The organism is Streptomyces vietnamensis, from assembly GCF_000830005.1.
In the GTDB taxonomy this organism is placed as follows: domain Bacteria; phylum Actinomycetota; class Actinomycetes; order Streptomycetales; family Streptomycetaceae; genus Streptomyces; species Streptomyces vietnamensis.
The window spans coordinates 1,442,301-1,450,000 of the sequence record NZ_CP010407.1 but is presented as its reverse complement, the minus strand read 5'-3'; the positions used below and the strand labels follow the sequence as shown (position 1 = coordinate 1,450,000).

The 7,700-nt window shown below is 66.0% G+C and carries 5 protein-coding genes and 2 rRNA genes (1 of these 7 only partly in view); all 7 read left to right on the top strand.

The genetic code is table 11. From position 1 onward, the window contains the following. Nucleotides 1-1,748, top strand: a 23S ribosomal RNA gene (locus SVTN_RS06285); it begins 1,371 nt to the left of the window's first position. An 81-nt stretch (nucleotides 1,749-1,829) separates the two neighbouring features. After that, a 5S ribosomal RNA gene (gene rrf, locus SVTN_RS06280) occupies nucleotides 1,830-1,946 on the top strand. 148 nt (nucleotides 1,947-2,094) lie between these two features. Beyond that, nucleotides 2,095-2,703 carry a cardiolipin synthase ClsA gene (gene clsA / locus SVTN_RS06275; RefSeq protein WP_041128159.1) on the top strand — a complete coding sequence of 203 codons (609 nt, stop codon included), beginning with the start codon at nucleotides 2,095-2,097 and terminating at the stop codon, nucleotides 2,701-2,703. 116 nt (nucleotides 2,704-2,819) lie between these two features. After that, nucleotides 2,820-5,315: a mannose-1-phosphate guanyltransferase gene (locus tag SVTN_RS06270; protein ID WP_041128158.1), complete on the top strand. Its 2,496-nt coding sequence runs from the start codon at nucleotides 2,820-2,822 to the stop codon at nucleotides 5,313-5,315. A 101-nt stretch (nucleotides 5,316-5,416) separates the two neighbouring features. Then, entirely contained in the window at nucleotides 5,417-6,346 is a 930-nt protein-coding gene (locus SVTN_RS06265; protein WP_041133652.1) for a DUF881 domain-containing protein, read from the top strand. Then, complete coding sequence (locus tag SVTN_RS06260) at nucleotides 6,343-6,675, top strand: small basic family protein (protein WP_015032176.1); 333 nt, start codon at nucleotides 6,343-6,345, stop codon at nucleotides 6,673-6,675. The genes SVTN_RS06265 and SVTN_RS06260 overlap by 4 nt, the downstream gene beginning before the upstream one ends. A 5-nt stretch (nucleotides 6,676-6,680) precedes the next feature. Continuing rightward, on the top strand, nucleotides 6,681-7,637 hold the full coding sequence (locus tag SVTN_RS06255) for a DUF881 domain-containing protein (RefSeq protein WP_078908235.1): 957 nt from the start codon (nucleotides 6,681-6,683) through the stop codon (nucleotides 7,635-7,637). The last annotated feature ends 63 nt before the right edge of the window (nucleotides 7,638-7,700 follow it).

The following is a 7,700-nucleotide window of genomic DNA, read 5'->3' as shown; positions in this document are numbered from 1 at the left end:
GGCATGAGTAGCGATACACACGTGAGAAACGTGTGCGCCGATTGACTAAGGGTTCCTGGGTCAAGCTGATCTGCCCAGGGTAAGTCGGGACCTAAGGCGAGGCCGACAGGCGTAGTCGATGGACAACCGGTTGATATTCCGGTACCCGCTTTGAAACGCCCAATATCGAGCCCATTAATGCTAAGGCCGTGAAGCCGTTCCGGACCCTTCGGGGAAAGGAAAGTGGTGGAGCCGTCGACCCAAGGTGGTAGTAGGTAAGCGATGGGGTGACGCAGGAAGGTAGTCCAGCCCGGGCGGTGGTTGTCCCGGGGTAAGGGTGTAGGGCGTCACGTAGGCAAATCCGCGTGACACATAGCCTGAGACCTGATGCCGAGCCGATTGTGGTGAAGTGGATGATCCTATGCTGTCGAGAAAAGCCTCTAGCGAGTTTCATGGCGGCCCGTACCCTAAACCGACTCAGGTGGTCAGGTAGAGAATACCGAGGCGTTCGGGTGAACTATGGTTAAGGAACTCGGCAAAATGCCCCCGTAACTTCGGGAGAAGGGGGGCCACGCCTGGTGATGAGTCTTGCACTCTGAGCTGGGGGTGGCCGCAGAGACCAGCGAGAAGCGACTGTTTACTAAAAACACAGGTCCGTGCGAAGCCGTAAGGCGATGTATACGGACTGACGCCTGCCCGGTGCTGGAACGTTAAGGGGACCGGTTAGCTTGGTTTCGACCAGGCGAAGCTGAGAACTTAAGCGCCAGTAAACGGCGGTGGTAACTATAACCATCCTAAGGTAGCGAAATTCCTTGTCGGGTAAGTTCCGACCTGCACGAATGGCGTAACGACTTCTCGACTGTCTCAACCATAGGCCCGGTGAAATTGCACTACGAGTAAAGATGCTCGTTTCGCGCAGCAGGACGGAAAGACCCCGGGACCTTTACTACAGTTTGATATTGGTGTTCGGTTCGGCTTGTGTAGGATAGGTGGGAGACCGTGAAGCAGCCACGCCAGTGGTTGTGGAGTCGCCGTTGAAATACCACTCTGGTCGTGCTGGATGTCTAACCTCGGTCCGTGATCCGGATCAGGGACAGTGTCTGATGGGTAGTTTAACTGGGGCGGTTGCCTCCCAAAGGGTAACGGAGGCGCCCAAAGGTTCCCTCAGCCTGGTTGGCAATCAGGTGTTGAGTGTAAGTGCACAAGGGAGCTTGACTGTGAGACCGACGGGTCGAGCAGGGACGAAAGTCGGGACTAGTGATCCGGCGGTGGCTTGTGGAAGCGCCGTCGCTCAACGGATAAAAGGTACCCCGGGGATAACAGGCTGATCTTCCCCAAGAGTCCATATCGACGGGATGGTTTGGCACCTCGATGTCGGCTCGTCGCATCCTGGGGCTGGAGTCGGTCCCAAGGGTTGGGCTGTTCGCCCATTAAAGCGGTACGCGAGCTGGGTTTAGAACGTCGTGAGACAGTTCGGTCCCTATCCGCTGTGCGCGTAGGAATATTGAGAAGGGCTGTCCCTAGTACGAGAGGACCGGGACGGACGAACCTCTGGTGTGCCAGTTGTCCTGCCAAGGGCATGGCTGGTTGGCTACGTTCGGGAGGGATAACCGCTGAAAGCATCTAAGCGGGAAGCCTGCTTCGAGATGAGTGTTCCCACCTCCTTGAGAGGGTAAGGCTCCCAGTAGACGACTGGGTTGATAGGCCGGATGTGGAAGCCCCGTAAGGGGTGGAGCTGACCGGTACTAATAGGCCGAGGGCTTGTCCTCAGTTGCTCGCGTCCACTGTGTTAGTTCTGAAGCAACGAACACGCCCCCTGCGGGGTGCGGCGGTTCGTAACTTCATAGTGTTTCGGTGGTCATAGCGTTAGGGAAACGCCCGGTTACATTCCGAACCCGGAAGCTAAGCCTTTCAGCGCCGATGGTACTGCAGGGGGGACCCTGTGGGAGAGTAGGACGCCGCCGAACAATTTTTAGCCTCAACCCCCGGACCTTGTCCGGGGGTTGAGGCATTTTTGCGTTCTCCTGGTAGGCGGTGCCCCTGTGCGCGGCGGTGTTGTGGCTGAGGGTAAGGTCAGGGGGCATCGTCCGTACGTTCCCAGCAGGAGGCCCCCGGGTGGAGGTCCAGGAGACTCGCGTTCAGACCGACCGGGTCCTCACCATCCCCAATATCCTGAGCATGGCTCGCCTCGTGGGTGTGCCGCTCTTCCTGTGGCTGATCCTCCGGCCCGTGTTCGGTGGTCCCAACAGCGATGGCTGGGCCCTGCTCGTGCTGATGCTCAGCGGCGTCAGCGACTATCTCGACGGGAAGCTCGCCCGGCGCTGGAACCAGATCAGCAGCCTCGGCCGGCTGCTCGACCCCGCCGCCGACCGGCTCTACATCGTTTCCACGCTCATCGGGCTGACCTGGCGCGAGATCCTGCCGCTCTGGCTGACCGCCGCTCTTTTCGCCCGCGAGTTGATGTTGCTCGTGATGGTGGGAATCCTCCGCCGGCACGGCTACCCGCCGCCGCAGGTGAACTTCCTCGGGAAAGCTGCGACTTTCAACTTGATGTACGCCTTCCCGCTGCTGCTTCTCAGTGACGGAACCGGCTGGCTTTCGTCACTCGCTGAAGTTTTCGGGTGGGCCTTCGCCGGATGGGGTACAACTCTGTATTGGTGGGCAGGGATCCTCTACGTGGTCCAGGTCCGTCGACTCGTGAAGGCGGATACCGCGGCCGATTGAGCCCGTCTGTCCTGTGTCGAGCAGCGTTGCCGGCAACAACGAGGACGTCCGAGGGTCCCTGAACGGACAGGTGAAGTCGGCAGGACCGTCGTCTCTTCAAGGAGGACGCTTCCGACATGAAGGCCGTCGTGATGGCCGGTGGCGAAGGAACCCGCCTTCGCCCCATGACCTCGAGCATGCCCAAGCCTCTGCTGCCGGTGGTGAACCGGCCGATCATGGAGCACGTCCTACGACTGCTCAAGAGGCACGGTCTCAACGAGACCGTCGTCACCGTGCAGTTTCTCGCCTCTCTCGTCAGGAACTACTTCGGCGACGGAGAAGAGCTCGGGATGGAGCTCACGTATGCCAACGAGGAAAAGCCACTCGGTACAGCGGGAAGTGTGAAGAACGCCGAGGAAGCGTTGAAGGACGACGCTTTTCTCGTAATCTCGGGGGACGCGCTCACCGATTTCGACCTCTCCGATCTCATCGCCTTCCACAAGGAGAAGGGCGCCCTCGTCACGGTCTGTCTGACCAGGGTGCCCAATCCGCTGGAATTCGGGATCACGATCGTCGACGAAGAGGGCAAGGTCGAGCGCTTCCTCGAGAAACCCACCTGGGGGCAGGTCTTCTCGGACACCGTGAACACGGGCATCTACGTGATGGAGCCCGAGGTCTTCGACTACGTCGAAGCGGATGTTCCGGTCGACTGGTCCGGCGATGTCTTCCCGCAGCTCATGAAGGAGGGCAAGCCGATCTTCGGCTATGTCGCCGAGGGCTACTGGGAGGACGTCGGCACCCACGAGAGCTATGTGAAGGCCCAGGCGGACGTCCTGGAGGGCAAGGTCCAGGTCGACATCGACGGCTTCGAGATCTCGCCCGGGGTGTGGGTCGCCGAAGGTGCCGAGGTCCATCCCGAGGCGGAGCTGCGCGGACCGCTCTACATCGGTGACTACGCCAAGGTCGAGGCCGGCGCCGAGATCCGTGAGCACACCGTCATCGGCTCGAACGTGGTCGTGAAGAGCGGTGCCTTCCTGCACAAGGCGGTCGTCCACGACAACGTCTACATCGGGCAGCAGAGCAATCTGCGGGGCTGCGTGATCGGGAAGAACACCGACATCATGCGGGCCGCCCGGATCGAGGACGGAGCCGTCATCGGGGACGAGTGCCTCGTCGGAGAAGAATCGATCGTGCAGGGGAACGTGCGCGTCTACCCCTTCAAGACGATCGAGGCCGGCGCCTTCGTCAACACCTCGGTCATCTGGGAGTCCCGGGGCCAGGCCCATCTCTTCGGGGCGCGCGGGGTCTCCGGCATCCTGAACGTGGAGATCACCCCCGAGCTGGCCGTACGGCTGGCGGGGGCGTACGCCACGACCCTGAAGAAGGGGTCGACCGTCACCACCGCGCGTGATCACTCCCGGGGTGCCCGGGCGCTGAAGCGGGCAGTGATCTCCGCGCTGCAGGCCAGCGCCATCGACGTACGGGACCTGGAGAACGTACCGCTGCCGGTGGCGCGGCAGCAGACCGCGCGGGGAAGCGCCGGCGGGATCATGGTGCGGACCTCGCCCGGGGTGCCCGACTCCGTGGACATCATGTTCTTCGACGAACGCGGGGCGGACCTCTCGCAGGGCGGGCAGCGGAAGCTCGACCGGGTGTTCGCGCGCCAGGAGTACCGGCGGGCGTTCCCCGGGGAGATCGGCGACCTGTCGTTCCCCGCGAGCGTCTTCGACTCGTACACCGGCTCGCTGCTGCGGAACGTCGACACCACGGGGATCGCCGAGGCGGGGCTGAAGGTCGTCGTGGACGCCTCCAACGGCAGCGCCGGGCTCGTCCTGCCCAGTCTGCTCGGGCGGCTCCAGGTCGACTCGCTGACGATCAACCCCGGGCTCGACGAGTCCCGGCCCACCGAGTCGGCCGAGAGCCGGCGGGCCGGCCTCGTACGGCTCGGGGAGATCGTGGCCTCGGCGCGGGCCGCGTTCGGGGTGCGGTTCGACCCCGTCGGCGAGCGGCTCTCGCTCGTGGACGAGCGGGGGCGGATCATCGAGGACGACCGGGCGCTCCTGGTGCTCCTCGACCTGGTGGCGGCCGAGCGGCGGTCCGGGCGGGTCGCGCTGCCGGTCACCACGACGCGCATCGCCGAGCAGGTCGCCGCGTACCACGGCACCCAGGTCGAGTGGACGACCACCTCGCCCGACGACCTCACCCGGGTGGGACGCGAGGAGTCGACGATCTTCGGTGGCGACGGGCGCGGCGGGTTCATCGTGCCCGAGTTCAGCAGCGTCTTCGACGGGGCCGCCGCCTTCGTGCGGCTGATCGGTCTCGTGGCGCGGACGCAGCTCACGCTGAGCCAGATCGACGCCCGGATCCCGCGGGCGCACGTCCTGAAGAAGGACATCGCGACCCCGTGGGCCGTGAAGGGGCTCGTGATGCGCAGGGTGGTGGAGGCCGCGGGCAGCCGCTCCGTGGACACCACCGACGGAGTCCGGGTGGTCGAGGCCGACGGGCGGTGGGTGATGGTGCTGCCGGACCCCGCCGAGGCCGTCACCCATCTGTGGGCGGAGGGGCCCGACGACGCCTCCGCCCAGGCCCTGCTCGACGAGTGGGCCGAGGTGGTCGACAGCGCAGGTCGCTGACGGTCCGGACCGGTGAGGACGGGAGGTGCCCGAGGGGTGCCTCCCGTTCCTGGGGAGGGGCCATTCGGCGGTAGGTCGTGCGACGTGCGACGATGTGCGGCATGTCGCAGCAGCCCCCCGTTCGGAGCACCGGATCACCGCCGCCGCGTCCGGACGCCTCCATGTCGCTGCTGAACAACGTGATCGACCACGCGCTCGATGACGGCTACGCCGAGGCGACTGCCCGGCGCGCGGCCGAGGGCGGTGGGCTGCCCCGTAACCTGCGGGCCAAGCTGGGTGTCGCCGCGGGTCTTCTGCTCGCGGCCGTCGTGGTGACCGTCGGTGCGGCCGAGGCGCGGATCTCCGCGCCGGTCGTCGCCAAGGAGCGGCAGGACCTGATCGACCGGATCGAGAAGGAGACGTCGACCGCCGACCGGCTGGAGGCGGACGTCGAGCGGATCCGGACCGAGGTCGGGGAGCGCCAGCGGCAGGCCCTGCAGCAGCACGGCGGCGACCAGGCCGAGCTCGTGGCCCTGCTGTCGGGCGCCACGCCCGTGCACGGTCCCGGGGTGAGGCTCGTCGTCGACGACGCCAAGGGCACCGACACCGGGGGCGGCGGACCGCGGGAGAGCAGTGGCTTCTCCGACACCGGCCGGGTCCGCGACCGGGACATGCAGCGGGTGGTCAACGGGCTGTGGGAGTCGGGTGCCGAGGCCGTCGCGATCAACGGCCAGCGGCTGACGTCGCTGTCCGCGATCCGGGCCGCAGGTGACGCCATACTGGTCGACAACAAGCCGCTGGTGCCGCCGTACACCGTCCTCGCGATCGGGGACGGACAGCGGCTGAGCACCGCGTTCCAGGACAGCGCCGACGGGCAGTACCTGCACGTGCTGGTGGAGAACTTCGGGATCAGGAGCAGGATCTCGGTCGAGGGCGACGTACGCCTGCCGGCCGCGCCGAGCCTGACCGTACGTACCGCAGAGCCGAGGGGGGCCGGGGTGGCGACGCCCTCCGGTCGGGCCACGGCCGACACAGGGAAGGGCACATCGTGATCGCCGTACTGGGCCTGATCGTCGGAGTCGTGGTCGGACTGTTGGTCCGCCCCGAGGTTCCGGCGGTGGTCGAGCCCTATCTTCCGATCGCCGTGGTCGCCGCCCTCGACGCGGTCTTCGGCGGCCTGCGGGCCATGCTCGACGGGATCTTCGTCGACAAGGTCTTCGTGGTCTCGTTCCTCTCCAACGTGGTCGTGGCCGCGCTGATCGTCTTCCTCGGCGACAAGCTGGGCGTCGGAGCGCAGCTGTCGACCGGTGTGGTCGTCGTGCTCGGCATCCGTATCTTCTCCAACGCGGCCGCCATCCGGCGTCACGTCTTCCGGGCGTGAGGCCGATGAGCGAGAACCCTCAGAACCCCGAGCGGCCCGAGGACGCGGAGAAGTCCGAGAATCCGGAGAGGCCCGGGGGAGAGCAGCCCGAGACCCCCGAGGTCGTGAAGCCCGGGGTCGTGAAGCCCGAAGTGGTGAAGCCCGAGGCCGTGAAGCCCGAGCCCCCGAAGACCGAGATGCCGCGCGAGGACGTCCGGGTGCCCGAGGTGCCCGTCGTGGCCGGGCCGCCAGCCGTCGCCGAGCCGAGTGGGCGGCGGAGGCTCGCCTCCGCCTTGTGGCCGCCGCGGGTGACCCGGGCCCAACTCGTCGTCGCACTGCTGCTGTTCGTCCTCGGTCTTGGCCTGGCCATCCAGGTCTCCTCGACGAGCGAGAACAGCGCGCTGCGCGGGGCCCGTCAGGAGGACCTCGTGCGGATCCTCGACGAACTCGACGACCGCACGCAGCGCCTGGAGGACGAGAAGGCCCGCCTGGAGAAGCAGCGCTCCGAGCTGGAGTCCAGCTCGGACCAGGCCGAGGAGGCGCGCAAGCAGACCCAGGAGAAGGAGCGGCAGCTCGGCATCCTGGCCGGTTCCGTCGCCGCCGAGGGGCCGGGCATCACCCTCACCGTGGGGGACCCCACCGGGGCGGTCGAGTCGGACATGCTGCTCGACGCCATCCAGGAGCTGCGCGCGGCGGGCGCCGAGGCGATCCAGGTCAACGGTGTCCGGGTGGTTGCGGACAGTTATTTCACCGGTAGCGGTGACGACATGCGGATCGATGGAACGAAGGTGGCCGCTCCGTACGTCTTCAAGGTCATCGGCAAGCCGGAAGATCTCGAGCCCGCGCTCAACATCCCCGGCGGTGTCGTGCAGACCCTGGAGAAGGAGCAGGCCACAGCCACGGTGGAGCGGTCGGCGAAGATCGTCGTCGACGCCTTGCGACCCGCGAAGCGGCCTGACTACGCTCAGTCGTCCTCCCAGTGAGAGGGGGACGTGGGGGGTCCCGCGACAAGGGCATGACGTTGCGGGGGGTCGGCGCACCACAAG

Coding starts and splice junctions, on each gene's coding strand:
- SVTN_RS06270 (WP_041128158.1), top strand. CDS start 2,820: ATGAAGGCCGTCGTGATGGCCGGTGGCGAAGGAACCCGCCTTCGCCCC.
- SVTN_RS06265 (WP_041133652.1), top strand. CDS start 5,417: ATGTCGCAGCAGCCCCCCGTTCGGAGCACCGGATCACCGCCGCCGCGT.
- SVTN_RS06255 (WP_078908235.1), top strand. CDS start 6,681: ATGAGCGAGAACCCTCAGAACCCCGAGCGGCCCGAGGACGCGGAGAAG.